General features: G+C 47.5%; 30 protein-coding genes and 3 pseudogenes. 1 reads left to right on the forward strand and 32 read right to left on the reverse strand.

Annotation, left to right across the window (positions count from 1 at the left end):
• Nucleotides 1–39: 39 nt before the first annotated feature.
• From DW826_RS15470 to DW826_RS15615, 28 genes and pseudogenes are all read right to left on the reverse strand, one after another.
• Nucleotides 40–1,002: a DUF3658 domain-containing protein gene (locus tag DW826_RS15470; protein ID WP_035393624.1), complete on the reverse strand. Its 963-nt coding sequence runs from the start codon at nt 1,000–1,002 to the stop codon at nt 40–42.
• 30 nt (nt 1,003–1,032) lie between these two features.
• A complete protein-coding gene (locus DW826_RS15475; protein WP_055079944.1) occupies nt 1,033–1,410 on the reverse strand; it encodes a TnpV protein in 378 nt (125 codons plus the stop codon).
• Nucleotides 1,370–1,642: a helix-turn-helix domain-containing protein gene (locus tag DW826_RS15480; RefSeq protein ID WP_002593556.1), complete on the reverse strand. Its 273-nt coding sequence runs from the start codon at nt 1,640–1,642 to the stop codon at nt 1,370–1,372. Before DW826_RS15480 ends, DW826_RS15475 begins: the two co-directional genes overlap by 41 nt.
• 279 nt (nt 1,643–1,921) lie before the next feature.
• A complete protein-coding gene (locus tag DW826_RS15485; protein WP_002594230.1) occupies nt 1,922–3,547 on the reverse strand; it encodes a recombinase family protein in 1,626 nt (541 codons plus the stop codon).
• 127 nt (nt 3,548–3,674) lie between these two features.
• Entirely contained in the window at nt 3,675–3,869 is a 195-nt protein-coding gene (locus tag DW826_RS15490) for a transposon-encoded TnpW family protein (protein ID WP_002594231.1), read from the reverse strand.
• Complete coding sequence (locus DW826_RS15495; RefSeq protein WP_002594232.1) at nt 3,866–4,720, reverse strand: ATP-binding protein; 855 nt, start codon at nt 4,718–4,720, stop codon at nt 3,866–3,868. The genes DW826_RS15490 and DW826_RS15495 overlap by 4 nt, the downstream gene beginning before the upstream one ends.
• The gene (locus DW826_RS15500) at nt 4,717–5,457 is read right to left on the reverse strand and encodes a replication initiator protein A (RefSeq protein WP_117553158.1); all 741 of its coding nucleotides are present in this window, start codon (nt 5,455–5,457) and stop codon (nt 4,717–4,719) included. Before DW826_RS15500 ends, DW826_RS15495 begins: the two co-directional genes overlap by 4 nt.
• 130 nt (nt 5,458–5,587) lie before the next feature.
• On the reverse strand, nt 5,588–5,974 hold the full coding sequence (locus DW826_RS15505; RefSeq protein ID WP_002594234.1) for a cysteine-rich VLP domain-containing protein: 387 nt from the start codon (nt 5,972–5,974) through the stop codon (nt 5,588–5,590).
• On the reverse strand, nt 5,964–7,589 hold the full coding sequence (locus tag DW826_RS15510; protein ID WP_002594235.1) for a relaxase/mobilization nuclease domain-containing protein: 1,626 nt from the start codon (nt 7,587–7,589) through the stop codon (nt 5,964–5,966). Before DW826_RS15510 ends, DW826_RS15505 begins: the two co-directional genes overlap by 11 nt.
• Complete coding sequence (locus DW826_RS15515; protein ID WP_002594236.1) at nt 7,561–7,956, reverse strand: plasmid mobilization relaxosome protein MobC; 396 nt, start codon at nt 7,954–7,956, stop codon at nt 7,561–7,563. Before DW826_RS15515 ends, DW826_RS15510 begins: the two co-directional genes overlap by 29 nt.
• 627 nt (nt 7,957–8,583) lie before the next feature.
• On the reverse strand, nt 8,584–9,072 hold the full coding sequence (locus tag DW826_RS15525) for a hypothetical protein (RefSeq protein WP_002569239.1): 489 nt from the start codon (nt 9,070–9,072) through the stop codon (nt 8,584–8,586).
• A gap of 595 nt (nt 9,073–9,667) precedes the next feature.
• Nucleotides 9,668–9,796, reverse strand: a pseudogene (locus DW826_RS15535) (Maff2 family protein); the annotation flags it as partial.
• A 36-nt stretch (nt 9,797–9,832) separates the two neighbouring features.
• Nucleotides 9,833–10,078 (reverse strand): annotated as a pseudogene (locus DW826_RS15540) (hypothetical protein); the annotation flags it as partial.
• Nucleotides 10,079–10,318: 240 nt separating this feature from the next.
• A complete protein-coding gene (locus DW826_RS15545) occupies nt 10,319–10,639 on the reverse strand; it encodes a DUF6572 domain-containing protein (protein WP_025489039.1) in 321 nt (106 codons plus the stop codon).
• 90 nt (nt 10,640–10,729) lie between these two features.
• The gene (locus tag DW826_RS15550; RefSeq protein ID WP_117553159.1) at nt 10,730–11,275 is read right to left on the reverse strand and encodes a hypothetical protein; all 546 of its coding nucleotides are present in this window, start codon (nt 11,273–11,275) and stop codon (nt 10,730–10,732) included.
• 68 nt (nt 11,276–11,343) lie between these two features.
• Complete coding sequence (locus tag DW826_RS15555; RefSeq protein ID WP_117553160.1) at nt 11,344–12,549, reverse strand: hypothetical protein; 1,206 nt, start codon at nt 12,547–12,549, stop codon at nt 11,344–11,346.
• A 40-nt stretch (nt 12,550–12,589) separates the two neighbouring features.
• A complete protein-coding gene (locus DW826_RS15560) occupies nt 12,590–13,177 on the reverse strand; it encodes a hypothetical protein (protein WP_054356919.1) in 588 nt (195 codons plus the stop codon).
• A gap of 30 nt (nt 13,178–13,207) precedes the next feature.
• Nucleotides 13,208–13,666, reverse strand: coding sequence for a hypothetical protein (locus DW826_RS15565; protein WP_117553161.1), 459 nt, complete (start codon nt 13,664–13,666; stop codon nt 13,208–13,210).
• A gap of 80 nt (nt 13,667–13,746) precedes the next feature.
• On the reverse strand, nt 13,747–14,859 hold the full coding sequence (locus DW826_RS15570) for a hypothetical protein (RefSeq protein ID WP_117553162.1): 1,113 nt from the start codon (nt 14,857–14,859) through the stop codon (nt 13,747–13,749).
• A 74-nt stretch (nt 14,860–14,933) separates the two neighbouring features.
• Nucleotides 14,934–15,521 (reverse strand): ABC transporter permease, encoded by a 588-nt coding sequence (locus DW826_RS15575; RefSeq protein ID WP_117553163.1) that lies wholly within the window; start codon nt 15,519–15,521, stop codon nt 14,934–14,936.
• Nucleotides 15,518–16,354 carry a ribonuclease III gene (locus DW826_RS15580; protein WP_242946559.1) on the reverse strand — a complete coding sequence of 279 codons (837 nt, stop codon included), beginning with the start codon at nt 16,352–16,354 and terminating at the stop codon, nt 15,518–15,520. The genes DW826_RS15575 and DW826_RS15580 overlap by 4 nt, the downstream gene beginning before the upstream one ends.
• A 116-nt stretch (nt 16,355–16,470) precedes the next feature.
• A complete protein-coding gene (locus DW826_RS15585) occupies nt 16,471–18,123 on the reverse strand; it encodes a recombinase family protein (RefSeq protein ID WP_117553164.1) in 1,653 nt (550 codons plus the stop codon).
• 71 nt (nt 18,124–18,194) lie between these two features.
• Nucleotides 18,195–18,362, reverse strand: a complete 168-nt coding sequence (locus DW826_RS18345; protein ID WP_004612784.1) for a hypothetical protein — start codon at nt 18,360–18,362, stop codon at nt 18,195–18,197.
• 266 nt (nt 18,363–18,628) lie between these two features.
• Nucleotides 18,629–19,987, reverse strand: coding sequence for a virulence-associated E family protein (locus DW826_RS15590; RefSeq protein WP_002594254.1), 1,359 nt, complete (start codon nt 19,985–19,987; stop codon nt 18,629–18,631).
• Nucleotides 19,947–20,633 carry a CHC2 zinc finger domain-containing protein gene (locus DW826_RS15595; RefSeq protein ID WP_073382910.1) on the reverse strand — a complete coding sequence of 229 codons (687 nt, stop codon included), beginning with the start codon at nt 20,631–20,633 and terminating at the stop codon, nt 19,947–19,949. The genes DW826_RS15590 and DW826_RS15595 overlap by 41 nt, the downstream gene beginning before the upstream one ends.
• 15 nt (nt 20,634–20,648) lie before the next feature.
• A complete protein-coding gene (locus DW826_RS15600; RefSeq protein WP_002594256.1) occupies nt 20,649–21,893 on the reverse strand; it encodes a hypothetical protein in 1,245 nt (414 codons plus the stop codon).
• 425 nt (nt 21,894–22,318) lie between these two features.
• A complete protein-coding gene (locus DW826_RS15610) occupies nt 22,319–22,624 on the reverse strand; it encodes a hypothetical protein (protein ID WP_004612788.1) in 306 nt (101 codons plus the stop codon).
• Nucleotides 22,608–22,901 (reverse strand): hypothetical protein, encoded by a 294-nt coding sequence (locus DW826_RS15615; protein ID WP_002594258.1) that lies wholly within the window; start codon nt 22,899–22,901, stop codon nt 22,608–22,610. Before DW826_RS15615 ends, DW826_RS15610 begins: the two co-directional genes overlap by 17 nt.
• A 341-nt stretch (nt 22,902–23,242) precedes the next feature.
• On the opposite strand from DW826_RS15615, the gene DW826_RS15620 reads away from it, so the two are divergent.
• A complete protein-coding gene (locus tag DW826_RS15620; RefSeq protein ID WP_002594259.1) occupies nt 23,243–24,091 on the forward strand; it encodes a helix-turn-helix transcriptional regulator in 849 nt (282 codons plus the stop codon).
• A 50-nt stretch (nt 24,092–24,141) separates the two neighbouring features.
• Here the strand turns inward: DW826_RS15620 and DW826_RS15625 are convergent, their stop codons facing one another.
• The 4 genes and pseudogenes from DW826_RS15625 to DW826_RS15640 all read right to left on the reverse strand — a co-directional run.
• Nucleotides 24,142–24,525, reverse strand: coding sequence for a TnpV protein (locus DW826_RS15625; RefSeq protein WP_002593334.1), 384 nt, complete (start codon nt 24,523–24,525; stop codon nt 24,142–24,144).
• 101 nt (nt 24,526–24,626) lie between these two features.
• Nucleotides 24,627–25,202: pseudogene (locus DW826_RS15630) on the reverse strand (TraM recognition domain-containing protein); the annotation flags it as partial.
• 41 nt (nt 25,203–25,243) lie between these two features.
• Nucleotides 25,244–25,402, reverse strand: coding sequence for a transposon-encoded TnpW family protein (locus DW826_RS15635; RefSeq protein WP_006428300.1), 159 nt, complete (start codon nt 25,400–25,402; stop codon nt 25,244–25,246).
• A gap of 142 nt (nt 25,403–25,544) precedes the next feature.
• A partial coding sequence (locus DW826_RS15640; RefSeq protein ID WP_147327167.1) for an AAA family ATPase occupies nt 25,545–26,384 on the reverse strand: 840 nt, incomplete at its 5' end.

The raw sequence follows: 26,384 nt of genomic DNA on the forward strand, positions 1-26,384 counted from the left end.
GGGATGCCTTCCATGTAGCAGCGGTTCTTACTGTGGTTATTATTTCATTCGTTTTCTTAATATCCGGCGATAATTTGTTTCTCCCTTTGGTGCGTCCTGTATAATTTCCAACACACCATCTTCAAGCATTTTATCAATGCGATTGGAAATCCATACATCACTAATTCCAAGTTGATATTTTCCTAAAACATTACCTATGACAATAGCCATTTTGAATTGCTCTGGCTGTTCCGCAATTTCACGAAGAATGAAACTATCATATATATCTTCTGAAACGCTTTGCAATTTACCATTTAACATTGCACGCAAAGGTGCATTTTCATTTTGAAGTTGATTCCATTTCATAGCGCAAGCTGAAAGAAATACAGGCTCAGCTTTCTCTTGTAGAGTTATATAATTTCCCCATTCGCCAGGAGACACCTCACCCCATGATATTTTAGATGTCATAGCATTTTCTTTTCCATATTCCCATGTAGGTAATTTAACCAAATAAATTGTTGTCTGACAGTTTAATGGTCGAAGTTGTTTCATAAGCCAGTACATACCGCAAAGTTCATCCGGATTATAGCTATACCAAATGCGAACTTCTTCCCCAGCTACATATCGTTCAATAACTGAGGACAATGTAGTTTTAATTTTCTGTATTTTTTCTTCAACCTGATAATCTAAATCCTCTACAAACCAGACAGACAGCATTTTCTTGAGAACATTTTTCCTCTGTTCGCCAATTTCATTATCAGAAATATCTCCCACACTAAGAGCCATATCAAAACAATAAACATCACTGCTCTTGCCTCCCAATGGAATAGCATTTTCCCAAGCAATACATTCTTGTTCTTGTGCTTGAAGTTGTGCTTCTTTCATTTCATTTGAAGATGGAACACTCCCGTTTTCGTGCCTTATAAATACCGAAATTGCACTTCCTCTATATTTTCCCCTGCCGTAAGTTTGGGCAATTTTCAAACTTCCACAGGCACTCTCACTAAATACAATTTCAACCATCTGATATACCTCCGATTTAATTGCTCCTGTTTATGAATAAATCATCTCATGCAAAACAATTTCTTCTGCCCGGTTATGGATGTTATTACATCGTTGTACCCATTCTATTTGACAGGTACGCTTTAATTCCTCTGTCACGCCCTCGGTAGCTTTCATCTGCTCCATAATAGTGTCTAACCGTTCCTGTGCCTGTTCGTTCAGGTCTGCAAGATATGTCCACAATTCTCCGGTCAGTATCAATGTATTCAATCTGACTGGGTGGACTTCTCTTAAATATTCCCGGTGCATCCGTCCGTACTTTCCGATAGGGCGGTGTTCCTCCGGCAGTTTCAAGTCCGGGATGTAGTAATCTCCGACAAGGATATAATCAATTCCGTTTTCCGTTATTCTTGGTTTCAATTCGCTCATGTTCCTTACCCCCTGTGGAAGCAGGCTCGTCTGGTACTAACTCAATAACATCGGTAATCTCACAATTCAGCGTTTCGCAGATACGGGCTAATGTGTCCATGCTGATGTGCTTTCCCTCTTTGCTCATGTTGGCAATCATATTCGTTGTCATACCAGCGGCAAGCCTTAAATCTTCTTTTCTCATATCACGCTCTAACAGTGTATGCCAGAGTGGTTTATAGCTGATGTGCATATTGTTTTCCTGCCTTTCTATCCATACCACCGGGGCGGCTGCCCCGGCAGGAACTTTTCTCTTATTATAGCACCAATCTTGTGAAATCACAATTTATTCTTGTAGACTGCCGCTGATACCGTCTGGATTGTGCTTTTCCTTTCTTTTTGTTCCCTTTAATTAGCCATGAACTGTTTCATACCCTGGCTTTTTGCTTATGTGTGATAAAGAAGTAATAGAAGTGTAAAAAATTTTGCCGTTCCTATCCGGCACATGAGGTATGTCGGATAGGTCGGGCGGTTAGGTGTCGGGCAGTTCTACCTTGCCGACAAAAGAATAATAGATTTCGATTTCCTGTCTGCGTAACTTGCCCCGGCGTTTCCCGTCAAGGGCAACGCTTTCATGGACAACGATTTTCTCCACAAACTCCCGCAGCAGAGTAGGGGTAAGTTCTTCAATGGTAGTGTGCCTGCGTACCACATTCATAAACTTTTCAGCGTTTGCGGTGGCTTCCTGCGCTTTGGAAAGTTCTTCCCGCAGTCTGGCGGCACGTTCTTTCAGTTCTTTCTGCTCGGCTTCATAGTCTGCCGACAGCTCTGTGAAACGCTCGTCCGATATGCGCCCGGTTACGCTGTCCTCATACAGCCGCTTGAAGATAGCAGATAACTCGGCTATGCGTTTCTCGGCGGCTTCCAGCTCCTTTTTCTTGGCGGCGTTCCTGCGTCTGTCCCCGTCCTCATTCTGCTCGATTAAAAGCTTCATAAACCGGGCTTCATGCTTTGCCGCATAGCTGGTAACTTTCCGCAGATTGGAGAGTACGCCAGCGGTCAAGAGGTCAGTGCGGATAAAGTGCGCTGTGCAGTCGGCGGTGCGTTTCTTGTAGCTTCCGCAGATATAACAGTCCTGCTTGCGCTTGTCCGTCTGGTATCGCTGCTGGTACATGACGCTGCCGCAGTCGGCACAAAAGAGTATGCCGGAGAACAAGCCCACTTCGTCATAACGGTTGGGGCGTTTGCGCTGCTTGCGTAACTCCTGCACCCGTTCCCACGTTTCCCGGTCAATGATAGGCTCATGGTGGTTCTCAAAAACCGCCTGCTTTTCCGGGGGATTTTCTATGCTGTGTTTCAGCTTGTAGGACGGCTTCTCGGTCTTAAAGTTTACCAGACAGCCCGTATATTCCCGGTTTTCCAGCAGATGAACCACGGTATTGGTCGCCCACTTGCACTCATAGCCGGGGTGGTAGCGGCGGGTGCTGCCCGTCCTGCGGTATTCCAGCGTCCCCGGCGTGGGGATTTGCTGCTCGGTCAGCATACGGGCTATCTTGGTCGGACCGTTCCCGGCAAGGCAAAGGCTGTAAATCTGCCGTACCACCGGGGCGGCTTCCTCGTCAATGATAAAGTTTTCGTCCTCGTCCATGAGGTAGCCATAGACGGGCTTGCTTGTGATGGGCTTTCCGCTCATGCCCTTAGAGCGTTTTACTGCCTTGATTTTCTTGCTCGTATCTCTCACCAGCCATTCGTTAAAAATGTTCCGCAGCGGGGCAAAATCATTTTCCCCCTGTGCGCTGTCCACTCCGTCATTGATAGCGATGAAGCGGACACCTTTCTGTGGGAAAATCATTTCTGTGTACATTCCCACCTGTAAGTAGTTTCGCCCTAACCTCGACATATCCTTGACGATAACTGTCCCGACTTTCCCTGCTTCAATGTCTGCAAGCATGGCTTGAAATCCGGGTCTTTGAAAGTTCGCACCGGAATAACCGTCGTCGGTGTACCAGCGCAGATTAGAAAATCCATTCTGTTTGGCATAGGTTTCCAAAATCCTCTTTTGGTTGGAAATGGAATTGCTCTCGCCTTGCAGCTCGTCCTCATGGGACAGTCTTGGGTAAAGGGCGGTAATGAGTTGCTGGGTGGTCTGTCTTAACATAAATTCCTCCGTTTCCGACAGCCAGCCCCACTATTCCGTACCTTGATTGTACCACATGGGGCGGCTGTCTGTATAGCGGCAAAAGCGTCAAATCTGCTTCTTTACGGTCGGTAAAAATGACGGTTTTTCAATCAGGCTTATCACAGGTCAAATATCCGGCGGCGGCTTCTGCTTCCAGCACTTTCATCATCTTGTCAGCGGCGGTGTCGGTCGCCCCCTCCTTGAAAAAGCCAGACACCACAAGGATTGTGTTGCCTATCCTCGTTTCGGTCACGCAGTCCGGGCGGCGGGCAGGGCGTTTGTTTCTCTGGGTGTCGGTCATAGGCAAATCTCCTTTCCGGCAAGCAGCCGTTTCAGCTGTTCCATTTTTCCCTGTGCGGCGGCTTTCCTCAAATTCTCCCCGGTAAAGCAGAGAGGGGAACACATTTCAAGCAGGCGGTCATAAATCCGGGCGTGGGCGGTGTCCTCCGGGTGCTGCAATTCCTCCAGCGTGAGGTTGGTCGTCACAATCAGCGGCTTCCTGCTCCGGTAGCGGCTGTCAATCACATTGTAGACCTGTTCCAGACCGTATTCTGTGCCACGCTCCATTCCAAAATCGTCAATGATGAGCAGGGGGAAGCTGCAAAGGCGGGAAATATATTCGTTCCTGCCCGCAAAGCTGGCGGCAAGGTCGTTTAATATTGCTGCAAAGTTTGTCATGCACACCGGGACTTCCTGCTCCATGAGGGCGTTTGCAATACACCCGGCAAAATAGCTTTTCCCAGTGCCTACCCTGCCCCACAAGAGCAGCCCGTAGTTCCCGTCCTTTATCTGTTCCCAGCGTGCCACATATCCGGCGGCGTTCTTCATCTGCGGGCAGCTGCCGTTATCGTTGGCAAATGTCCAGTCCTGCATGGTCTTGTCTGTAAAGCCCTGCCGTTTCAGCCGTTCCACCGTTTCAAGGTGGCTGCGCCGCTTCTCGGCGGCTTCCCGTTCCTTACGGGCTGCCCGCTGGCAGTCGCACTCTGACGGGTGGCGGTCACGCCCGAAAAAGGTCTTGCCCTCCGGGAAATAGGCTTCTTTGGGTTTCCGGCATTTGCCGCAGTATAAAAGCCCGTCCTCCCCGGTGTAATCCTCCGGCTCGGCTGTGGTGTCGGTCATAGGCAGTATGGTGTTGTGGATTGTATCGGTCATAGGCTTTCTCCCTCCTTGAATGAATAGTCCGGTATGCCTTTCTTTGGCTTCTCTTTGGCAGCGTCCTCCTGCGCCCACTTGTAAATGGTGGCTGCATGGCTCTGGTACTGCTTCCCGGTGGAAGCGATGTGGCAGGAAAGGCGGTCAAGGTAATACTCCCACTTGCCGGGGAAGTCCTGTTCCAGCTCCAAAAGTTCTGTGTCAGAAAGAAATACATTTTTATATCTGCCATAAGCGGCGGGGGGCTGCCCCTCACTCGCTCCTTTTGTTTGGCTCTCTATTAGGTTGTTTATATTAGTTTGGTTAGGGGACGGTTTTCCGACCGTCATAAGGTCAGTTTTCCGGCTGTCAGTTGGTCGGTTTCCCGCCCTTATGAGGGGCGGTTTTCCGTCCGTCATTTGGTCGGAAAACTGTACCACTGGGATAGGCGGCACTTTCACATACAGACGGTTGGCGGCAGAAAAGCCCGTCCGTCTGCGTTCCAGCAGCCCGGCAGCGTCCAGTTCGTTCAGTGCGCCCTTTATGGTGGTGCAGCCTTTATCCAGCATTTCCGCTATCTCTGCTATGGGGTAGACAATGTATGTCCGTCCCTCGCTGTCCTGCCAGCCGTTCTTCTGCGAAAGGGTGGAACGGTCTAACAGCAGCGCATATAACTCTCTTGCGGTGTGGGATAGGTCTGTTTCCAGCAGGAAACGGGGGTAAGGCAGGTAAGCGGGCAGCTCCGTTCCTGCGGTCATATAATCAGCGATAGGGTTCACCTCCTTGTGGTGTCTGTCTGTGGGTTCTGTTACGCTTTTAGGGGGCGTTTTTAAGGGAAAAGGATAAATGTATCACGCACCCTTTGACACCCTCCAAAAAAGCCTTGATTTATGCGGGTTTGAAATGCCCTAAAGCGTGACATTTCTCCCTTTGTTTCCGCTTCCGTTTGGCGGCGTTTATCCGCTTCATGCGTCCGGCGCAGTCCGGGCAGTATTTCCCCCGGTTGGATTTTGGGAAGAAGAACGCCCCGCAGACAGCGCAGCGTTTCCGGCTTCCCCGGCGCAAGAGGGCGGCTTCCAGTGCTTCATCAAGGGGCAGGACAGCGGCGGTAAACCAGCGGCAGAGCAGCGAATAGCTGATACTCTGTACACACACGCAAGGCTCGCCGTCCTCCAACAGCAGGCAGTTCCCGCTGTCATAGTTGCAGCACTCATGCACAAGGCGGCGGGCTGCCCGGTACTGGCGGTAGTCCATGCGGGGGATATTACCGTTCATGGCTCTGCTCCTTTCTGCGCTGCGGCTCGCTCCGGCGTAAAATCTGGTCGATATTGCCCTTGACAGTCTGCAAGCGGCGGTACTCCTCCCGTTTTGCCCGGTAATCGTTGTAGCCGCTGTTTTTCTCTTTGATAAGGCTTTCAATCTCTGCTTGCAGGGATTTATAGCTCGGCAGCTTGGAAATGCCGTTCTCCCTGAAATAGCGGGCGGCTGCGTCTGCTATGATAAAGTCACTTTCATGCTTCTGACGGTAGGCTGCTTTTGCTTTGGCGTTTTTCTGCTGTTTCAGCCCGTCCCGGACAGGGCGGGTCTTGGAATAGGCAAGCACCTGCCGTTGCAGCTCCTTTTTCCCGTTCAGCGTCTTTTCCACCTGCTTCAACCACGCAAGGCTTTCCTGCATGGCGGCATAGGCGGCAGAACAGGCTTCGTCCAGTTCCTCCGGGGAGGAAAAGCCGTACTGCTGATAGGCGGTAACGGTAGCTGCCATTTGCTTTAGGTTGTGCTTTGCCGCCCAGCGGTCATAGCCCACGCCCTTGCCCTCGGCTCGCTTGGCTTCCCGGTCAACCATGCGCTGCAAGGTGTTGTCTGCCGGGGTGGTTTTTGCAGCTTTTTCCCCTTGTAACGGCTTTTTAACTGCGGCAGGGTATTCGGGTATGGCTTTGGTCTGTTCGGCAGCTCTGTGGGCGTTCTGCGTGAGCAGGGCAAGGACAGCAGCCTTGTCAAAATCGTCCCCCAGCTTTCGGGCTGTGATAGGCTTTGTCCTGTCCGGCGTGAGGTAGGAAAGCCGCCCCCGGCTCTCCTTGACGGTCACACCCTCCCGCAGCAAAAGGGAAGAAAACTCGTCAAAGCTGCCAGCTTGGGAAAGTGCCTGCCGTATCGTCCGGCGCAGCTTCGCCTTGTCCGTTTCAAACTTGGTGGGCTTGGTCGGCTGTCCGGCGGCTTCTCTGGCGGCGTTCTCTTTGTCAAGGGCAAGCTGCCCTTTCTTTGCCGCCCAGTATTCCCGTTCGGTTATCCGTTCCTTGCTGCCGTTCAAGAGGTCGATTTGGTAAAGCCCCTCCCGGTGGCACATTTCCATGACTTCGCTCTTGAAATATTCCATAGCGGCGTTGGTGCAGCGGTGCTTGCAGCCCTCCAGCGTGTCGGCTGGTCTGTCCATGTAGGGCAGAAGCGGGACTTCGTAAATCCGCAGGGAGTTGATGACGATATGCACATGGATATTCCCGCTGTGGTTATGCCCGTCCGGGTGGGTGCAGATTAGGGCTTGGTGTCCGGGGAAATGCTCCTTGCAGAACTGCTCGCCCAGCTCCTGCGCCCGGTCTACGGTCAAGCCGTTGTCTGTCCCGTCCCGTGGGTCAAAGCTGATGATATAGTGGTGGCTTTTCACATCTTCCCGTTTTTGGTTTTTCTCATAGCGGAGATTGGCTCGCATACAGGCAACAGCGAAATCCTCGCCCCCGCAGTTGAGGGAAGAAATGCGGTAATCCTCCCTCGGTATCAGCCGCCCGTTTTCATCAAGGGTGGCTTTCATGGTAAACTCGTCATGCTCAAATGTGAGATAGGCTTCCGCTGCGCCATAGTCGGCGTTTTTAGAGCTGATATGTTTGAATGTTGCCAACAGCGTCACCCACTTTCTGCAAGACTTCAAACTTTAGGGCAGCAAGGTCGGAAACCGCCGCCCGTACCTCCCCGGCAAGCTGCGGATAGGGACTGTGCCACTCGTTCAGCGTCCGGGCTATCTGGTTTAAGTTGCCGCCGATCCTCCCGTATTCGGCGGTCAGCTTCCCGACAGCGGCAAGCAGCTCGTCATTGATGGGGGAAACGGTTATGATGGGGCGTATGGCTGCCCCGGTTATGGCTTGCCGGATAAACTCGGCTTGGCTCATGTGGTAAGCAGAAAGCCGCTGGGCAAACTCGGCGTATTCTTCCTCGGTCATGCGTGTTTTGACTACCCGGCTGCGGTGCGGCGTGTTGTATCGTTTCATAGGTGGTTGACCTCCTTTCTGTGCGTGGTGTCCTCTCACTAATAGGAGAAAAACAGGGTGTGAAGCGGAACTGTTTTTGAAAAATCCGAAAAATATTTTGAGGGGTTTTTCAGCGGCGCAAGCCGCATAAGCAGGGTTTGGGGAAGGCACTCCCCAACAAGATTCCCGCAGGGGCAAAATGAGCGATAAGCGAATTTTGGCACCTCGGTAGAATCTTGCTCTAAGAAACTGCCGGCCTGCCGTTCACTTGCTACTGCCACTTTTTCAGAAAATCTATAACCAGCTTTTTTTATAAAAGGCTGCGGGCTGGCGTTTTTCCCTTACTCCCTACAAACCACAAAAGAGCAGAATGGACGGACTTTCCGGCAAGAACTTTTCCGGCGGCTCGGTCTTTCCCGACAATAAGGCGTTTCGGAAGCTGCGTTTTGCCCGCTGTCTGAAAAAAATGGCAGCCTTTTTTGGTTTCACTGTCTAATACGGAACTTTTGGAAATTTGCCAAAAATGGACGCAAAAAAAGCAGCAAATCTTTTTCGGATTTACTGCTTCATGTGCCGCTGCGGTGCGGCGGGATGGATATTCAGTTGAAATAAAAGAGGATGGTGGTACTTTAGTCTATCGACTCTTTACTAACTATTAGGTAATCTTGAAAGATTTTCCTTGAATTTATCTAAAGAATGTTCATTGTTTCCCGCAAAAATAAGTGGAATTGTATATTCATATGATATGCCATTTTCATAGTCCGATAATTGTATTTTTATAGTATCATCCCTCTCATCTTTAGGTGCTATATATATGAATGAATTTTTATTTATATCAGATATTTTCCCTTTTTCAGAAGAAACAGTATAACCCCAGTCTGTTAAATTTGTCTTTATTGTAACTTCTGTTTCTGTTTCTTTTCTAGTCTGCAATGCTGTTTTATCGATTTGGATATCAAAAGGAGTCGAACCTAACAATTCACTGTTTATATTTACAAGTTCTTCTCCATTTGTTTTAGAAATATTAGATTCATCTTCATAATTTTGTTGAGATTCATCTTTTGGTGTTTCTCTGTTACATCCTAATAAAAAGCATAAAATAATTAGTACTAATACAGAAAGTTGTTTTTTTTGCATTTATTTCTCCTTTCATATTATCAAAGAAAGCACTGAGAGTACTTTCAAGAAATTTTGAAATATTCTCAATGCTTTCTATTTTTTGATTATAAACTTGCCGGTAATGATACTATGTTAATTTATCTCTTTCGCGTAACCTTTGTTGCAATATACACATGCACCATTCACCCATTTGTGAGACATTTCAATCGTCTCAACTTCATAAATGCTTACTTCTCCACAAATTAAACATTGTTTGTAATTATATACATGACGTGTCGCACATTTATCCCAGTCATCATATATACCAGGCATTTCATCTTCATATCCATAGTACTGGGGAGAACCTCAACTATGAGTATGAGCGGCAAATACAGTCATTGGAGCAGCTACAATTCCAGCTACTACTGAAAGTGCTAAAATAGATTTTCTTAAATTCATAAGTTCCTCCCTTTCCTTAAAAATACATAGCTCTTTGTTACATTGTCATTTTAACATAATAATTGGTAAAATGCAATAATTTATTTTCTATTTACGAGAAAATACTGTGCATATTATCTTATTTAGGAATAGTTAAGGCGGCTACCTAAATCTTTTTATTACTTTACCGCACATGAGCATTGGAAGCAGGGTTGTCCTGGCCGTAACCTTCCAGAAGGTTGATAACGCCCCAGATACCAAGACCTGCGCCCAGGGCCACTACGAGAGTCTGCAAAACACCAACTGCACTGTTGAAAAATGCCATAAAATAATCCTCCTAAAAAATGTTTTTGATTTGGGTTTAAGTAGTTGCGTCAATCTCGTACACATCGAAGGTGTCCGTGGGTTTTACCACGGCACGCTGCTTCTTCATGTACCGTTCCATGTCAAAGACATTTTTAGGGTCGGCGTCGGCCGTGTATCTGTAATTCGGGTGTCGGGTGAGGTCGTACTTGTCCGAAAGGAACGGGCGCACGCCCCGCAGCATGAAGATACACTTGCCGCCGTCCATCACTGCTAATTCGTCCTGGGTCATCAACTCTTTGCCACAATGTCAAGTGATGAATTCAAAAAAGACAAGCACTATCCAAAGAAAAACTTCTTTTATGGTATCTGCCTATTTTGTTTTCGATAGTTTTAGCTGTGATACATTTAATTTAGGGTGCAAAAAAGCAGGAGACCTTTTTCGGATCTCCTGCTTAGTAAAGCTGTGAAGATTTAATTGTGGTTGGGCTGCCTGCTATGCAAACTGAATTTTGTTTTACTAAGTTCTACAAACTGGAAACTGTTAGCTAATCTGTGCCTTGATTTTTATCCCTATCCGTCCTAATTGATCTTGAACTACTTGCAAAAATTTCTGGCAGTTATCTGTTATATCATACTTGAAATGGATTTCTATCATAGCCATCTTAAAATCAGCATTGGGGTATATTTCATCGTACTGTTCGCTTTCGATAAAAGCCACATACGCATTGATTTTATCTTGTAAAATCTTCAAGTGTTCAAACTCATTGTCCCAATTCAAATGGTCGGTAATAAGGAGTACCAAACAAGCATTTTCTTTATCGTTTGCGATTGCATCAATCTGACTTGCGTTATCAACAGCCATAATATTTCTCCTTCCCAGTTCTTTATAACCATAACTCTTTCTCCCAATACATCTGTGACATTTCAATTACACAACTTCAAATTTCTGGTTTTACTTAACTTTAGTGTAGCTCTCCATACTAAAAGTTTCTAAATCAAACACTACCGCAGCAACACTGTCCTCATTTTCTTCAATAAGCCATAAGCGAGTCCATAAGGTTTGGTCGTTCATATTGGTAGCAGTTTTATCCTCACCATCGGTAATGATTTTTTCGGGATCTAATTTTGTTACAAAAATGTTTTCAGGTTTAAGACCTGGCAGGCTGCTCTTAAGTTCCTCCTCTGTTAGTCCTGCTATATCCATTGCTTCAGCACCTTTATAATACTCAACATCTCCGTACCAGTAGTTATCGTTAACATTCTCGATGGATTTTAACCACATAAACTTATCGTCAACGAATTTATAACCAGCACCAGAGCCGGTATCTATTTCCCATGTTCCTTGTATCAGTGCATTATCATCGTTATTATCTTTGCTGTCAGTAGTACCGGCGCAAGCGGTAAGCCCCAATAGTGTAAAACAGATAATCAGAATAGCTGCTGCAATTCTGAAAAAACCACTTTTGCGGTATTTAATCATATTCATATCATAGTTCATAGGTAACCTCCAAGTTATATCCTCTTTATTTTCGTAAGCCTTTCTCCATTGAAAAATGAAAAAATCTTTTATTCCCGTTCCCGTCTACTCCTTTTTTTCTTTCGGGGATCTGGCGGCGGAGAGAAGGTCTGAATATAGTCCTGCCGGATCAGCGTCACATCCTGAGAAAGAAAAGCAGCGACACGATCTTGTTCGGAAGTTTGCTCTGGGAAAAAGGACGCAAATTTCTGTGCCAGCTGTTCTTCTTTTTCATACAGTTTAAGTGTGCCTTCGTATCCAATCAATTCTTTCAGCACAGCAGTAGACTCCTTGTACCGGTCCCCTCGAATATCCAGATCGACTGTCGCTTTGGCAGTCATGCCGTTAAGGTAAAGTACCTTCAAGGAAGTATGGTTTCTGAACCGATTCATTGTGAACCATAAAGCCAGCTTTTTTGAGAGTAGCTTACCGCCAATCAGCATCCAGTTCTGGCTTTGGTATATTTCCAGATACTTTTTCATGCCCTCATCTTCAAACGCTATTGGTTCAAAGTGTTCTCCATCCAACAGCTGCTCCAACTGTTTTTTGCTGAGAATCTGATTCAGTACCGGTATGTTCCGGTAAGGCGCGCAGATATAACGCCTCATTTTCTGAAACAGCGCTACAACCAGAACTGCTGTGCCAAGTAAAAACAGAAAAAGCTCTCCATCCATTTCGATTTTCCCGGTTGCCGTTACCCAGATGCCACGCAGAACCAGTACAACGCCAAAGCCCCACAGCCCGAAAACCAGCAACTTTTTCAGTGGATGAAAATGAATCCACTCAATGATCCGCACTTGCTGTTTGCCACTCATAGGTTTGTCACGCAAAAGTAGATGGGTGATCCATTTTCTTAGGATCAGTGGAATCCATGCAGTCGCACACATGAAGATTGCAACACTGGCATAAATGCCAATCCCAAGCCAGCCATTATCCAGAAAAGCTTCCAGAAGCAGAAGGAGGATAATCGGAAAAATCATAGTGAAAAACAAGGGTAGAAATGACTCCTTGCGTATCCTCTTGAGATTTAAGTCATTAAGCGCAGAGTTGATACATATACCAAGAATCATGGCTGCTGTCATACCACCTGCCACCCATTTTTTACGATCTCCGTATCGCATGATATGTACAGTTTCGTGCATATAAGGAAGTTTTCCTGTAATACCTACATAAAAATAGAATCCCAAATAAGCCAGAGCCAAAAGTGCCCCTGCCAGCTTCAAAATTGTTTTTCCTGAAAGTTTTCGTTTCTCCATCTTCGTCGTTTTCCTATAAAATCACTGTTCCTGTATCAATTTATCCTTCTGTATCCCAAACAAAGCTATCTACCATGTCCCTGGCGGCCTGTTCAGTGGTTTCTGATCCGCTGAAATTTGTAAGCTGGATCAGGCAGAACCCGTAATCCTTTACAATATAGTATTGCGTGGTGACAATATCGCCCTCGTCGATAGTAAAGATATAAAGCAGCTCCCCCTGCTCGGTATAGGTTCCATCCCCGTTCAGTTGTGCTTCAATACCATCCAGCTGCATCAAAATCTGTTGGACGATCGCATCCCGAAACTGCTCATGCTCATCCAGACTATATTTGTTCTTTCCTACATGGATGGAGATGTTGTCCGGCTTTTCATCATTTTCGTGGCCTTCCTCTATATAGAAAATCTGCGAATCAGTAGAATGCTTCTCAGATTCCTCCCATCCATCCGGGACGGTATAACTTCCGGGAATCGCATTATATTCAGATGATATTTCGGTTTCGGAAGAAGAAGGTTCCTGCTGATCCGCCACAGATTCATCAGAGGGAGATTGTGGCGATGAAGTCCCATTTTTACCGCATCCAGCAAGGAGCAGCACCATAGCTAATAACACAATTAAGATTTTTTTCATGCTCTGATTCCTCTCGCTTTATAATACGGGTTATCCGAGTTTGGAAACAATCTGGCAGAACATCTCAACATTTTCTTTCTGCCCCTGAATATCAGAGCCAATCGCATTGTTCATCAAAGAAATTTTCATTTTCTCTTTTCCAAAATGCAGCATTACGACTTTTCTTCCGGGCAGCAGTCCACCCTTGACTTCTGCCTTTGTTATGCTGCTTAGGGGCAGAGAAAGCCGGTTTTCAATTTTGGAGACATTAACGGAATTTACGATGACCATATTCAGGTGTTGCTCGGTAACTCCTAGATAGCAGTAAGCATTGCTCAGTGCGCCCAATGCAGCGGCAGCGCCCCCCGTCAGTGTAGAAAGTCCTCCGATCAGTGCATAGGTATCAGCCCCGGCCATGATGACCGCCCATAACTTGCACTGATAGGATTCATTTTCGTTCAAAATGGCTTCCAGCATTTCATTTTTATCTTTTTCATTCATTGTAAGCATAATTATTCCTCCTAATTATTGTTTTAAGTTGAGAACGCCGGATGCAATCCTTTGATATATGCACCCGGCGTTCAAAAGCATTAGTCTACTTTCAAATTTTTGTCCAGGATCACCAGTTCGCCGTTGCGTTCAATGATACCAGGCTGAACCACGACGATTTTCAGACCTTCCTGCAATTCCAGATACTGTGAAGCATAACCCCAAACCTTGACCTGATCGCCTTCCTCAAGCTCAATGGCAGTGCTTACAATACCATCTTCATTCAAAATCTGGTTATCAATACAGTAGAGCTGGCCGGTTGTATCCTCTGCGATGTAGAGAGACACATCCGAAGCGAGCGGCGTTCCGGCAATAGATTTATGTTCACCGACTTCTTCGCCCCAAATAGTACCTTCACTGTAAAATCCAACGACCATATTTTCTTCATATCCCTCGATGATCGCATTGAAATCCTGAGCATACGGCTCCATCTCGGCTTTTGTAGTATCCTTGTAAGCGGCAATCTTTTCATTAGATGCCTGTTCTTTTACCTCTTGCGGCTGATAATCCTTGTATTCAAAAACATTGTCCGAAGCAAGCGTGATTGCTGTGTAGTCATCATCCAGAATGACTTTATAAACAGCAATTTCATCATCATCAACAGTACGATTGATGTCGATATTTCCTGCGGAATTCAGTTCATATCCGTCTACACCTTCCAGCGCCTTTTGTAAAGCTGCGTTGGACATCGCACAGTTGATCCCATTGAGCGTTACAAAGAAATCAGGATTTGGTTGATCCTTATCGGCAGAGTATTCCAGTTCTACCACCGTTCCGCCCTCAGCAGGCTTGCATGGCTCTGTCCCGGCATTTACGATTGCAACATCTATTTCCTGATCGTCTTTGGAAAGTTCCCCATAAATACGCTCGCCGGGTTGCAGAGAAACCTCTGCTGCATCATATTCTTCCGTTTCCAAACTCCAGCCGGCTTGTATCAGCTGGGAAGTTTCCAAAGGAAGTGTGTAGTAAGTGCCATCCAGTACGAACTCAGGTGTCCCGTCATTTTTCAGCTGAGACAGAATGGCCTCATCCGTACAGCCTTTATCGCTGCCCGCAGCTGCCGGAGCTGATGTCTGAGGTTTTGAGCCGCATCCGGCCAGCATACTGCATACCAGCACACATCCTGTCAGTAAAGCAATCCATTGTTTTTTCATAAGCGTAAATCCTTTCTGCGATTCTATCAAATTTGTTTTATGTATGAACAACTCATATCCTATATAAAGGTCGATTATGCCCCTATCAGCGTCATGACCACATAGAGTACGATAAGCAGGAGCGCAAGACACATTGCACAGAAAACGGCAATCGTCGTTTTGACCCTGTGCCGCTCCTTTAATGTCAGAACCATCATTGCAAGTACATCAAAGGAAAAGAAGAACTGGCAGATTCCAGCTAAAACCGCCAACCATTTCGGATGTATGCCGTCTTTGCATGACTTTATCAGATAAGCGATAGCATAGGGAGCTGCCCCTAATAGAATCCCGTATCCCAAAATCAAAAAAACAATGGTTACCAGTCCGAACAACACCATCAGCGGCAATGGGAAGAATGCCATCAGCGTTACATATACAGTGATGCTCCCTCCGATCAGGTAGAACGGGATTAGTCCATACTTGATAATCAAAGTGCAGTTCAGCAATGTTTTTCTCGACCACTTTCTTCCTACGGTCAGCACAACAATCAAATTGACGATCCCCATAATAAAGGGCAGAAGGATCGATACTATCTGCAATGTGATTGCATTGCCAAAATGAACTGCCAAAAGAAAGAATGTATAAGACACAATTACATAGAGTACCGAGAGGATATAAGTCATTTAGCAGCCTCCTTTCTGCGCCGGATCAACCAGAGAATCAGCCAGATCAAGCAGACTGGGAACGAGAACAAGCCCAAAATAAAAACTCCGGCTCCAAACGATCCAAGGATTGAGTCCCCGGTGGCGATATTGCTGATGATTCCGAACAGTGCCAGACCAACGCTGAAAGAGAGCCAGCAAAAGAAAGCATATTTACTCTCTTTGGCGCTTGCGGGTATTCTTGATTCTCCCTTTTTATTTCCAAGCTGGGTTTTTAGCTGTTCGCTTAGAAGTCGTTCCTGCTTCTCTAATTCAGTGTCTCCGATCGCCCTTGCGTAATCTTCACGAAGTAGGTGATACCCCAGTTTATCCTGCGTATTTTTTGCTCGATGCAAAAACTGCTCCAAAGTTTCTTCCGCTTCTGTCCAGCGCTGTTGTTCCAGCAGAGCGGAGAACCAGTTCGCTGTAATGATGTTTTTGGAATGCTTGCTGAGTGCCCAAGGACGCCAGCGATCCAATCCCTGTTTCAAATTCTCAAGATTATGGTCGCTTTGATACGCCACCACATAGGGGTTAAGTTTCTTTGCCAGCCAGTGTTCATATTTGCAATATGCGAAAAAGCATAGAGCAAGCAGCGCAAGAAACACTACAACAGCAATCCACATAGTCTCGTAAGAAAAAAAGTGATCATATATCAGGCACGCAGCTCCGGAGAGAGCCGCAATGCTGAAAATTGGCCATGGATTTCTCATAATAGCAATATCTCCAATCATCTGTTTGAATAAAGATTCCGATATGGTCAAATTGTCATATCTATATGCAAACATTATAGCATTTGCATCATCTTTCGTCATCATTTTTCTGCTGTACGGCTAGGAATTTAATTGTAAATAAATTATGAATATATCTATTGCAATTTTACAAAAAGAAAAGCCTCATCCCTCGCTGATTGAGAGATGAGGCGAAATGATTATGCTGTAATCTCCGGGATTTCTCCGACAAAGTTATAAACGATTCTGACTTCCTGCACCTTCTGTCCGTCAATCTTCTTGACTTCGCCCACCAAAATTTTGCTGATGAGCCGGTTCAGCACCGCTTCATCCAGTTCTTCAATGGCTGCATAGCGCCGGATTTCTTTGATGAAGGTGCGGACTTCATTTTCCTGTTCGTCAGAGTGGCGCATCATCAACAGTAGGTCTTGCAGGCGCTTCTGGTTGGCTTCCTGCTCTTGTTCCAGTGTTGCTGTCAGCTTCATAAAACGCTGCTCAGTCAGGATTCCTTTTGCCTTATCGGTATATAGGCTCAGGAACATCTCATCAATTTCACGATTCCTGCTTTCCAGTCGTTGACATTCCTTCTGTGTCTGGGAGACATCCAGAAGATACCGGCGCTCCATCCGGCTGCTCAGCCGCTGATAAAAAGCATCGGCATCTTTGAGCGCAGTCTTTGCCAGTTCCTGAATATCTTTCAGCACAAGGTTGTACAAATCTCTGGCTTCGATCTTGTGGCTGGTACAGGCGTTCTTGCCCAGCCTGTTGTAGGTCTGGCAGATATAATACGCCTTATCAATCGGTTCTCGCTGTTCGCCGGTAAAACGATTCTTTCCGGTTCTGCCAACCTTTTCATACCGCACCTGCATGGACTTTCCGCAAGTCGCACAATAAATGATACCGTGGAACAGGTTATAAAAGGGGCAGGAGTTGCCCTTCATAATGGTTGGTCTGCGGTCAATGATTTCCTGTACCTGCTCCCATTCTTCCGGGGAGATGATTGCTTCATGGCAATCCTCGATAATTTCCCAGTCCTCACGAGGGATAATGTCATAGGTGTTGGAGCGAATCCCTTTCTGATGTGTCCGGCAGACCAGATGTGCGCCCTTATAAAAGGGATTCCGCAGAATATGGCTGATTCTTGCACTTCCCCATGAATAGTAATTTACATCACATTCTGTGTTGCTTTTTACTCTGGTGATCGGGACTTTATCATCCATGAGCTGCTTTGCAATCCGCATGCATCCCCAGCCATCCAGCGCCATATCATAGATTTTTCGGATTACCGGTGCTGTCTCAGGGTCACGGATCAAATGTCCCTTATCCTCCGGGTCACGCATCAAACCGAGGGGCGGCTGCCCACCACAAAACTTCCCCTGCCGGGAGCGGGTCATACGCCCTGCCAGCACCTTTTTGGAAATATCCCGGCTGTACATATCGTTCAGGATATTCTTAAACGGCGTAATGTCCATTTCCTGACGGGTCAGGCTGTCCACTCCGTCTGTAATGGCGATATAGCGTACATTGTGTTTTGGGAAAAAGATTTCGATATAGCTGCCAGCTTCGATATAATTCCTGCCCAGTCTGGACAGGTCTTTGGTGATAACGCAGCCGATCTTTCCCGCCTCAATATCGGCAATCATGCGCTGAAAAGAAGGGCGGTTGAAATTGCGGCCTGTATAACCGTCATCCACATAATACTCATACTGGAACATTCCGTTTTTTTCGGCAAAGTCCCGGAGCATAAGTTTCTGGTTGCTGATGCTCATGCTCTCATTATCGCCGCCATCCTCCAGAGAGATACGGCAATAAAGGGCTGTGATTTTCTGATTCACTTGTTTTTTCCTGCTCATAGTGTTCTCCTTCTATGAACAGGGACACGATACCATTATAATACCATGCCCCTGTCCATGATTCAACTGCTTTACGCCGCTTTTCGTGCCATTTCCTGATGCTCTAACCATTCCTCGAAGTGTTCGCAGGTCTGACGCTCGATCAGCTGCTCAAAGGCTTCCCGCATGGTTTTGTCCCCAGAAAACTCACGAACCACTACAAACTGGACTTTTTTATTCTGCTTCTTGTTTTTCTCCATAGGCTACCTCCATAGAATAGGGGATCAGACGGTAGCTGTGGCAACGAAGTCCGGCAACGGACATCAAAAAACCTGTAAACTATCGTCTGACCCTGATTTCTTACTTTTCAAATTTTCTTGTAAAATCTCGTTGCTTTCGTTGCCGAAAACATAGATAGATCATAAAAAGCCTTTACTTGCGGGCTTTTTCCATATCAAAACCATAAATTTATCAGCAACGAACCCGGCAACCAACCGGCAACCATCCCGGCAACAGACCGTCCTTGTCAGGCGATCCACTCCTGCGGAAGTTCCAGCTGACGGCATTCTTCTTCACTCAGTTCTACAAATCCACCTTCGTTGCTGGGTAGTTCGTTGCCGGAAGTGTCCCGTTCCCAGCCCTTTTGTCTGCCATATCCGGCAAACATCCGGGGATTGGAAAAAGGCTTCCAACCGGTCACGACCGTGTTCATGATCTCATTGATATTGTGGAGCTGCCACCGCTTCGGCTCATCAAAGGTATGTCCCAGCGCCTCCTTGAACAGCTGTTTTGAGCAGACCATGTTTCCGGTGTAGTGTTCCAGAAATCCCTGTATCTGTCCGGCTTCGGTGTCCTCCGGCATGAAGTCTTTCTGCACCTCCACCAGTTGACGCTGGATGGACTTGCTGAATTTCATGGAATATTTGCCGCTGTGGTAAATGCTCATAGCTTCTGCCCATACCTGCAACAGATACGCTCTGGAAGCGTCCTCGTCCTCCAAAATGTGAACCTCTGCATTCTCCGGGTAAATCATGATTGGGAGAAAGCGCCGGTTCCCGGCTCGATCCAGCGGCAGAAAGTCCAGCGTATTCGAGGAACCACCGAACACACACTGCCGAAGCCGGTCTTTAGGCTGAGATTCATAAGGTGTCCGGTAGGTTTCCTTCTGTCGGCTAATAAAGGAACGGATTTCTTCAATGCTCTTTGCGCTGCTGGTGGCAAGCATCTCTGACATCTCAATGATCCAGTGACCTTGTAGCTTTTGGAATACCCGGTCGTCATCCAACTTCTTCAGGTCATCAGAGAACCATTCGTCCCGGATCGCCAGCAGTCGGAAGAAGGTGGACTTCCCGGCACCCTGACCGCCCACCAAACAAAGCATTTCCTCATATTTGGAACCGGGACGGAATACCCGGCGTATAGCACCCAGCAGGAAATGTTTCAGCATTTCTTCCACATAGTCACTTTCATCAGCACCAAGAAAATGGTGCAGACAGGATCGGATGCGTGGTGTACCGTCCCAGACAAGGCTGTTCAGCACATCCTGAATTGGATGGTAACAATTTTCGTTTGCTACGATAGAAAGGGCAGCCGTGATCTTTTTCTCACTGGTCAGCTCATAGTTTCTCTCAAAATAGAGGAGAAGATATTTCACATCAGTATCCGTCAGAGCGCTGGTATTCCTGCGCCAGCCCAAGTCCTGTACAATGTCTACCCGGTCTGTCAGGAGATTAAGCCGGATGGCATCCCGCAGGAGTGGATCGCAGCAGAACACAATCCGGCAGTTGTCGATGGTGTTGGCTGTTTTTCCCTTGTCGGTAACAGAAAGGCTCTGCCGCACCTCATCAACGCTCTGTTCCGTCGCTATGGCTTCGGCTGCGCTCATCACAGCCTGCTGGGTGGCTGGCGATAAACTCTGATATTCGCTGTTCAATTTTCCTCACCTCTTTTCCATACTCAGCAACTACAAAAGCTCGTTCTTCTATGCTGTCAGACAGAAGAAGATCCAACAGATATTCGATATATGGCTGCCTGTGCAGAGCCTCCACAAACAAAGGATTCCAGTCATCCTCCGGTTGTTTGGGCGCATATTCTTCTTTCCATCGTTCCAGCAAACGCAGGTAGTCGCACAGCACCCGAAAGCATTTCTGCTCTGCCTGCCGGTATCGCATTTCCACGCTGATTTTTCTTTTGATTACTCTCTTTTGTGGCGGATCGTGGCCTTTGCGGTCAAAGCTGATTGAGAAGTCCTCTGCCAGCTTTAAGGCAGCTTCTTTACTGCTTAGTCCAAAAAGACGGGAAGTGAAATCAATCACATCTCCATCTGCCTGACAGGCAAAACAATGGAACCGTCTGTCCACCTTCATGCTGGGATGCCTGTCATCGTGAAACGGGCAACAAGCCATCCCGTTGCGTCCTACTGAAATTCCATAAACCAAAGCAGCCTGCCTTGTGGTAACAGACTGTTTTACTGCTTCAAATACATTCGTTTCTTCCACCTCCAAACAATGCAAAAGGCATCCGGTTTCCATAGAAAATCAGATGCCTCACAATTCCATATCCTGTTTTCTTGTTGGAGCAATCCGTCCTTCACGCTCCCAGCGCACCCGGTTCTCCCGATCAGCGTCCAGTTTGCCTTGTGCCAGCTTCTCCTTAATGGATTTTCTGGCTTTATTTTTGATCTGCTCTTTGCCAGCCTGTTTGACCTCCGGTTTTAACAGCACCGCCTGTACCTTTTTGAGAACTTTTTCAGCAGACTGCTGTAATTTTTCTCGCACCCTACTCAGCAGAGTGTTCGCTATCTTCACAACTTCTGGCGAATTTTTGGCATTGGGCGATACCACGCTCTTTCGATATTTCTCAATTACTTCCATATCTTCAAGCTGGGTTTGTTCCCGAACCTTGTCGGTCACAACCTCCACCGCCTTGTCATAGGCTGCACCGGAAACATCTTCCAGCAAGGTTTCTACATCCTCAATTTTTAGCGTCAGTTCCTCCAGCTTTTGCTCCTGTGTCGCCAGCTGCTCCTTCTGCTTCATCAGGATATAATCCTGCTTTTCCAAATAGTCACGCCCACCATAAGACGGCTCCTGTTCCAGATGCAGCCCATGCCGTTTGGCAACGTCAAATAAGATTATCCGACAGACTGCATCAAAAGTCTGTTTCCGGTTATTGTGCTTTCCTTTTGGCTGTTCCGGTTTAGGGAGAGGGATACCCAGTTCCTCCAACGCCTTTTCCTGCTGGGGGCACAGCTCTCCATACCGATTTTCACAGTCAAATACATGGCGCTCATGGATGTGCGGAGTTCCTTCATCCAGATGGAGCGCCCAGTCTAAAATGTGGATATGAGAACCGAAACGGTTTTCAAATTCCTCATAAAATTCACTGACAATGAGCGCTAAAGTCTCTGGCGGAACGGATTCTTCCATAGTGCCGATCTGGTAGATGCTTTCTTCTGGACAGGTCTTGTTATTTTTCAAAAGATCATCCACAGTGCGATTGCGCTCAATGTGCCGGGTTTTCTCGTTCCGGGCGTTCTGAGCATTGACATGGTCGGCATAATGCTCGTAGTAATACATCCGTTCAATTTCCTCAAAGCTGAAATCCGGCTGCTCTGAGTTTTCCCGAAAGTCGTGGGTGGTAAAGCCCCGGTAACAGTCCCAGTACACATTTTGTCTGGCACGCTCAGCGTCAATGTGTTCGCTATTTTCTACATCGAACCGACGGTCATTGTGCCGGGGATTGTAAGTGCCATGCTTCCCAGATCGTCCATTGTGTCTTGTTAATTTCAAATATTTTTCCTCCTTCCTGCAAAGATGTTCTGGGCTGGGGAGGGCGGCAAAGCCGCCAGACCTGCGAAGTTTTGCGTCAGGTAATACCCAGTACAAGTTGACGCAGGCATCAACTTTCCCTGGGCAAGGCGTTTCACCCTTGACCCGATGAGGCTGGCTGCCCTCAACCCGCCAATGGGCATTGCCCCTTGACCCCAGCAGTGCGCTGCCGCCCCTGCACCCCGGCACAAAGGGCTGGCTGCCCTCTGTACTCCCGCACCGGCGAAGCTGGCCTTCACCGCAGAAGCGGTTTTTGCCAGTTTCACCGGCTCCGTATCCGTACATTTACGCCCATAGGCGAGAAGTGGATACAGAATACGCCTGCGGAAATTGCCAATCAAAACAGCGGGTGCAGACCCGATATTTTTTCGTAAATCGCCCTCATTTTAAGCGATTTTTTCTTCTGTCTGTATGACCTGAAAGCCATGCTCTTTTGCGTACTCCCTTGCAGCTGCCAGCCGTTCTTCGCTGTACGGCGGCACCAGCCGGATCGAAAGTCGGGACTTGTCCAGTACATAGGTCACGCTACCTTCCGGCGTACTGCGTTCCAAGCGGCACAGCAGAGGGTACTTCCGGCTGAAATCCTCCAGTCTGCGTTTCAAGCTGGCATTGAAGGTGTAGATACTGGCAATCGTCTCGCCCTCATTCCAGTTGATGATGGTTTCTTTTTCATATTTAGACAGCTTCCTCATACAGTTCCTCCTCATAATCGGTGTTTGCTTTCAGCGCACGCAGACTGCGTCTAATCCGGCGGTATTCGTCCATCTCCATACGCAGATGATGGTAAAAGGCTTCGTACCACCTTTCCTCTGTCTCTGTCTCAATTTTACGAGCAAGATGAAGCATCTGGCTTTTCGCCTCCGGGTCAACAGTCAATGCTGTCAGCCATTTCAGCCTTGTCACTGTGTTGTGATGGCTGGGGCAGGCGTAAGCGTAAAGTATTTTCTTTTCCTTCATATTCAGTTTCATAATGATCTACCTCCATTCATTTGATGCGGTATGTCCCGCATCGTTTATTTTTCTGTCTGCCGGTCTGTCTGCAAAATATTCCTGCCCGGATTCTCTCCCAGCGTATTGTCCTCTTTGGTGCGCTCTTATCGTGGCGTCACTTCCCCGGAGGTCATCCCCCTTGCAGTCGGTCATTCATTTTTCAAGGTTCTATGTCTCCTGACAAGAACCAGTTTACCGAAAAAAGAGGGCTTCTCCCGTATGTCCAAGACGCAGGAAAATCACACGAAAACCGCATATTTCCACGCTCTCGGAAATGTGCTATAATGGAAAACAAAAACCGTTGGCAAGGAGGTGCTTTGATGTACACAAAACTGTCGATCCCGGAACGGCTCAAAGACCTGCGGGTGGTGGATAAGCACCTGACGCTGGAACAGCTGGCAGAACAGACCGGCCTGTCTAAGTCGGCACTGGGAAAATATGAGAGCGATGACTACAAAGACATCAGCCCATTTGCGATTGCGACACTGGCAAAGTTTTACGGTGTGTCCACTGATTATCTGATGGGTGTGTCAGAAAATAAAAATCACCCAAACACGGAGCTTCAAGCTCTGCATCTGAGTGACGCTATGGTGGAACTTTTGAGCAGCGGAAAGATCAACAACCGCCTGCTTTGTGAACTGGCGACTCATCCAAATTTTTTGCGGCTGATGGTTGATATGGAAATCTTTATTGACCAGATCGCTGATATGCGAGTGAACCAGATGAATCTGATTCTGGAAGCTACCCGGCAGACCATTCTGAAAGAACACGCACCGGGAGAAAATGATCTGTATATGCGGACGCTGGAATTGGGTCAGGTACAGGAGAACGATTTTTACAGCCATATCCTTCATGATGATCTGGACAGCATTGTCCGGGATATACGGGAAGCCCATTTGAAAGACAAGACCACAGCCGACCCACAGCCAACACTGGATGAGGTCAAAGAGAATTTTGAACAGGCCATACAGATGGGAACCGACACAGAAGCTATGATCCATGAGTTCTGTGATAAAATGCAGATTCCTTTTGAAAAAATTTCATCCGAGGACTTTTCGGCTTTTCTGCGGATACTGAGCCTGTCCAAACTGCTTAAAAACCCAAACAATATGCGGGGAAAAGCCAAGTCACAGCCGTATTATATGCCAAAAAAGAAAAAGCGCAGGTAGCAAAAAGGCCATCCACTATAAAAGTGAATGGCCTCAGTTTTTCCACCTTCTCAGACGAAAATCATCTCAGACCGAATGACTTCCTCTGCCCGGTGGCGTATGCTGTTCATGTGACCGACCCATGCAAGCTGGTCTTTTGCTTTCAATTCCTCCGTGACTCCCTCTGTTTCTTTTATCTGGGCAATGATACAATCCAGACGGTTCTGTGCCTGCTCATCCAGATCGGCAAGATATGTCCACAGCTTTCCAGACAGAAGCAATTCATTGTACCGGTCGGGACAATACTCTTGCAGATATTCCCTGTGCATCCGTCCCCACCGTCCGATTGGGCGGCTTTCCTCCGGCAGCTGTAAGTCTGGAATATAGTAGTCTCCGACCAGAACATAGTCCAGACCGTTACTGTCATCATGGATATGCTTTTTCAATTTCTCCATAGCGACCTCCTGTTTTCGTTTTATCCGAATCCAGTTGATCGTGTCCCTGTTCATCTGTTACTCAAGGCAACTGAACTCGTCACCATGAATTATGGCATATCCTTTCCTAATTTCTGATAACTGAGGCCGTGGGAAACCTGGCTGCCCCGGTTTTCGGACTGGTTATAGAGATCAATGGTCTCTTTCCCCAGCAGCTCCGAAATTTCCTTGAGCGTGGATTTCTCTTTGCCTCCCAAAAACAAGGTGCTGTCACAGTTACCGACGATGGTATCTGCCGCATCCTTGTAGATGGTCTTTAGCTGGCTCTGCGACTGCAAAATAATAGAAGCCGATATTTCACGGCTTCGGATGGTGGCGATCAGCTTATCGAAGTTCGGTATCTGGCCGATGTTGGCAAACTCGTCCAAGATCAGACGGACATGGACGGGCAGCCGTCCGCCGTAGAAGTCATCCGCCTTGTCGCAGAGCAGATTGAAAAGCTGACTATACATGAGGGCGGCCACGAAATTGAAAGTGCTGTCCGTATCCGAAAGGATCACAAACAGCGCCGTCTTTTGGTCGCCCAGGGTATCCAGTTCCAGCTCGTCATATTCCATCAGGTCCCGCAGCTCCTTGATGTCGAAGGGAGCAAGCCGGGCACCGCAGGAAATGAGAATGGATTTTAAGGTCTTGCCAGAGACGAAAAGTCAAGGACTTTTTCATCAAATTCACAAAGAAGTCACATTTTGCGGACTTCCTCACGGAGCAGACGCTTGATTTTGTCCTCCATCGTCTCTTTTGCGGTCTGGCTGAAATGGACACGGACGATATAGGTTGTCTTGCCGATCTGCTTTCTGACAGTCGGGCAAGTGGCGGTGTTAGTTGCGGTATTGTTCATTCAAAATCCTCCTGTAAATGAAAAATGCCCGGTGACTGTTCATCATCGGGCGATGTCGGTATGAGGGAACAAGGCAAGGCGGCAACATTAAGGTATCTATAAAAACCTTGCCGTCTTTGCCACGCTTGCCGTGTTCCTGTTGTCAGTTTCGGAGATAGCAGACCCATGCTGTGCTGTCTTTCTCGGTCACAAGTCTGTCCCCGATACGGCTCTTTGCCGTTCTCATGGTGCGTGAAGAAATCCCATGCTCATTGACTGCCTTTTCCAACTCTGCGCTCGGCATACGCTTTCCGTCCGCAAGCAGTTCCAGAATGAGCATTTGCGCCTGTGCGGTCTTGCTCTCGGTCTTGGCGGTGTCTGTCCCGGCAAGAAGCTCGTCAGCGGTAATGTCATAAGCCCCTATCCACTCAAAACCTTTCTCATCTCCCAGAGAAAAGGCAAGGGACTGTCCGGGCGGCGCAAGGGAGCTTTTCTCATGGATAAGCACCCTCGTTGTCGGACTGTCCTTCAGCTTGCCAATAAAGAGCAGACTGCGGACTGCCGCCGTGATGTCGATAGACCCTAATCCCCGATAGGTGCTTTGCGTTCCTGCGGCTTTGTTCAGGTGTCCGATCAGCACGATAGCGCACCCGGTAGCCTGTGCAATGTCTCCCAAACTGCGGAATATCGGGCGCACCTCGTTTGCTCTGTTCATGTCCACATCTGCGCCCAGAAACGCCTGTACCGGGTCAATGATAACAAGCCTTGCGTTGTTCTCACGGATTGCCCTTGCTATGCGCTCATCGGCAAGGGTCAGCGGTGTGTCCCTATCGTCAATGACAAGCACTCTTTCAAGGTCTGCTTCCGCTTCCATCAGCCGGGGCTTGACGGTATCGCCCAGACCGTCCTCTGCGGTCTGGTAGATGATATTGAAAGGCTCAATTGTCTCCATACCGGGCAAAGGCTTTCGGTTGGTGCAAGCCGCCGCAAGACGCATGGCAAA

Origin of the sequence: Clostridium sp. AM34-11AC, from assembly GCF_003435375.1 — a bacterium.
Lineage (GTDB): Bacteria > Bacillota > Clostridia > Lachnospirales > Lachnospiraceae > Pilosibacter > Pilosibacter fragilis.

Coding starts and splice junctions, on each gene's coding strand:
- DW826_RS15470 (WP_035393624.1), bottom strand. CDS start 1,002: ATGGTTGAAATTGTATTTAGTGAGAGTGCCTGTGGAAGTTTGAAAATT.
- DW826_RS15475 (WP_055079944.1), bottom strand. CDS start 1,410: ATGAGCGAATTGAAACCAAGAATAACGGAAAACGGAATTGATTATATC.
- DW826_RS15480 (WP_002593556.1), bottom strand. CDS start 1,642: ATGCACATCAGCTATAAACCACTCTGGCATACACTGTTAGAGCGTGAT.
- DW826_RS15485 (WP_002594230.1), bottom strand. CDS start 3,547: ATGTTAAGACAGACCACCCAGCAACTCATTACCGCCCTTTACCCAAGA.
- DW826_RS15490 (WP_002594231.1), bottom strand. CDS start 3,869: ATGACCGACACCCAGAGAAACAAACGCCCTGCCCGCCGCCCGGACTGC.
- DW826_RS15495 (WP_002594232.1), bottom strand. CDS start 4,720: ATGACCGATACAATCCACAACACCATACTGCCTATGACCGACACCACA.
- DW826_RS15500 (WP_117553158.1), bottom strand. CDS start 5,457: ATGACCGCAGGAACGGAGCTGCCCGCTTACCTGCCTTACCCCCGTTTC.
- DW826_RS15505 (WP_002594234.1), bottom strand. CDS start 5,974: ATGAACGGTAATATCCCCCGCATGGACTACCGCCAGTACCGGGCAGCC.
- DW826_RS15515 (WP_002594236.1), bottom strand. CDS start 7,956: ATGAAACGATACAACACGCCGCACCGCAGCCGGGTAGTCAAAACACGC.
- DW826_RS15525 (WP_002569239.1), bottom strand. CDS start 9,072: ATGCAAAAAAAACAACTTTCTGTATTAGTACTAATTATTTTATGCTTT.
- DW826_RS15545 (WP_025489039.1), bottom strand. CDS start 10,639: ATGGCTGTTGATAACGCAAGTCAGATTGATGCAATCGCAAACGATAAA.
- DW826_RS15550 (WP_117553159.1), bottom strand. CDS start 11,275: ATGAACTATGATATGAATATGATTAAATACCGCAAAAGTGGTTTTTTC.
- DW826_RS15555 (WP_117553160.1), bottom strand. CDS start 12,549: ATGGAGAAACGAAAACTTTCAGGAAAAACAATTTTGAAGCTGGCAGGG.
- DW826_RS15560 (WP_054356919.1), bottom strand. CDS start 13,177: ATGAAAAAAATCTTAATTGTGTTATTAGCTATGGTGCTGCTCCTTGCT.
- DW826_RS15565 (WP_117553161.1), bottom strand. CDS start 13,666: ATGCTTACAATGAATGAAAAAGATAAAAATGAAATGCTGGAAGCCATT.
- DW826_RS15570 (WP_117553162.1), bottom strand. CDS start 14,859: ATGAAAAAACAATGGATTGCTTTACTGACAGGATGTGTGCTGGTATGC.
- DW826_RS15575 (WP_117553163.1), bottom strand. CDS start 15,521: ATGACTTATATCCTCTCGGTACTCTATGTAATTGTGTCTTATACATTC.
- DW826_RS15580 (WP_242946559.1), bottom strand. CDS start 16,354: ATGACGAAAGATGATGCAAATGCTATAATGTTTGCATATAGATATGAC.
- DW826_RS15585 (WP_117553164.1), bottom strand. CDS start 18,123: ATGAGCAGGAAAAAACAAGTGAATCAGAAAATCACAGCCCTTTATTGC.
- DW826_RS18345 (WP_004612784.1), bottom strand. CDS start 18,362: ATGGAGAAAAACAAGAAGCAGAATAAAAAAGTCCAGTTTGTAGTGGTT.
- DW826_RS15590 (WP_002594254.1), bottom strand. CDS start 19,987: ATGAGCGCAGCCGAAGCCATAGCGACGGAACAGAGCGTTGATGAGGTG.
- DW826_RS15595 (WP_073382910.1), bottom strand. CDS start 20,633: ATGGAAACCGGATGCCTTTTGCATTGTTTGGAGGTGGAAGAAACGAAT.
- DW826_RS15610 (WP_004612788.1), bottom strand. CDS start 22,624: ATGAGGAAGCTGTCTAAATATGAAAAAGAAACCATCATCAACTGGAAT.
- DW826_RS15615 (WP_002594258.1), bottom strand. CDS start 22,901: ATGAAACTGAATATGAAGGAAAAGAAAATACTTTACGCTTACGCCTGC.
- DW826_RS15620 (WP_002594259.1), top strand. CDS start 23,243: ATGTACACAAAACTGTCGATCCCGGAACGGCTCAAAGACCTGCGGGTG.
- DW826_RS15625 (WP_002593334.1), bottom strand. CDS start 24,525: ATGGAGAAATTGAAAAAGCATATCCATGATGACAGTAACGGTCTGGAC.
- DW826_RS15635 (WP_006428300.1), bottom strand. CDS start 25,402: ATGAACAATACCGCAACTAACACCGCCACTTGCCCGACTGTCAGAAAG.